Raw genomic sequence first — 1,382 nt, 5'->3', positions numbered from 1 at the left:
CTCCCGGGCTTGGCGACCAGCTGGCCTTCGGCCTCGCGGTCGCTTGCGCCTGGTCGCGTCATCGTCTGTCCACATCCCTCTCTTGGGGGGCCAGCCCCCGGTCGTTGTTCAAGGCAACCGCTACGCGGCTCGCCGGCGGTGTCCCCGCCCTTCGACTACGTCTGCAGCGCGGGTGATCCCCCTCCGCCCGCCTCGACCTTGATCGCCTCCCTCCCCCGACCGCGGTGCGGCTTTGCCGCCCACGCTTCGGAAAAGCGCGGGCGCCTTCCATCACGATTTCCCCCTTGGGTGCGTCACCTTCGCCCGCCGCATCTGAGGCAGACAACGGAGTCCCCATGTTGCCCTTGACCCTTCGCGAACTGCCGCGCGCCCGTCGCGCGCGCGTCTACCTCGCTGCCCTCTGCGAGGATGACCCCACCTTCGCCCTGGAGGAGGCCTTGCAGGCGGCCGGCAAGACCGGCCTTGGCTCGGCTGATCGGCAACGACTGGCCGCAGACGCCGTCCGCTACGCGGTCGCCTGCCACGGCCTGCGCGACACGACGGCGGCGCGGATCGCCTGCCGGTCGTTGTGTCAGGGTGTCATCCCGTCGCCGGTCGCCGTCATCCGACAGGCCCGCCGGGAGGACCGCAAGATTGGCCGCCAGACACAGGCGTCGCTCGCTCGCCGCCTTCGCCTTTCGGCTCCGGCCAGCGTCGCGGAGGCTCGCCTGTGACGCGCCCTGTTCCGAACTGGCGGTTTGTTGAGCCCCGCCGCCTCGTCGTCTCCGAGACGGGGGGTGTGGTCGCGGCTGTTCTCGGCTCGCCTGCCGATGGTGTGATGCTGGCCAGCGCCCATTCGTTGTTCCTCGCGCTCGACCAGCTGGAGGCGGCGGCGGGCGCTGTGGTGGACGCTGTCGCGAATGGGACCGGGCCGACTGGCGACCTGTATCCGGCCCTCACCGCCGCTCGCGTCGCGGCGGCCCAGGCCCTGATCCTCGCAACCGAACCAACGGAGCATTGACGGTGTCGCAGCTCGCCCTTTTCTCGGCCTCGGCTGCGCCGCCTTCGGCGTCGCCCGAGGTCCGTTATCTCTTCCTCGCCCCGGTCCTGTACGTCTCTCCGATCATGACGATCGGGCGGCATGAGTGGGCCTATGTCATCTATGACGACCCTCATTGGGGGGTGCTGTCTGACTATGTCTGGCGCCGTTCCGGCGCGGAGTGGGCGCGGTCGCGGGCGTGGCCCAGCTATGACGGCGACCGCTCGGACGGCGGCCTTCCGCTGACCTGCCGCCGCCTCTGGGAACGCGAGGCGCAGGCGCGCGCCGCGCATGGTCTGACCTGAGGGCCGCCGCTATGCAGTTTGCCCGGCAAGTCCGCCACCCACCCCGTCCCGTCACCAAA

At 70.5% G+C, this 1,382-nt stretch carries 3 protein-coding genes; all 3 read left to right on the top strand.

The genetic code is table 11. The features are described from left to right. Nucleotides 1-344: 344 nt before the first annotated feature. From RDU12_RS15745 to RDU12_RS15735, 3 genes are read left to right on the top strand one after another with little or no spacing between them, the layout of a single operon-like run. Nucleotides 345-713 (top strand): hypothetical protein, encoded by a 369-nt coding sequence (locus tag RDU12_RS15745; protein WP_308685614.1) that lies wholly within the window; start codon nt 345-347, stop codon nt 711-713. Next, on the top strand, nt 710-1,000 hold the full coding sequence (locus tag RDU12_RS15740; RefSeq protein WP_308685612.1) for a hypothetical protein: 291 nt from the start codon (nt 710-712) through the stop codon (nt 998-1,000). The genes RDU12_RS15745 and RDU12_RS15740 overlap by 4 nt, the downstream gene beginning before the upstream one ends. A 2-nt stretch (nt 1,001-1,002) precedes the next feature. Beyond that, nucleotides 1,003-1,323 carry a hypothetical protein gene (locus tag RDU12_RS15735; RefSeq protein WP_308685610.1) on the top strand — a complete coding sequence of 107 codons (321 nt, stop codon included), beginning with the start codon at nt 1,003-1,005 and terminating at the stop codon, nt 1,321-1,323. Nucleotides 1,324-1,382: the final 59 nt, after the last annotated feature.

It is taken from the genome of Brevundimonas sp., assembly GCF_031082345.1.
Lineage (GTDB): Bacteria > Pseudomonadota > Alphaproteobacteria > Caulobacterales > Caulobacteraceae > Brevundimonas.
Note: the sequence above shows the minus strand (reverse complement) of the source record. Positions and strands in the feature narration are given on the sequence as shown.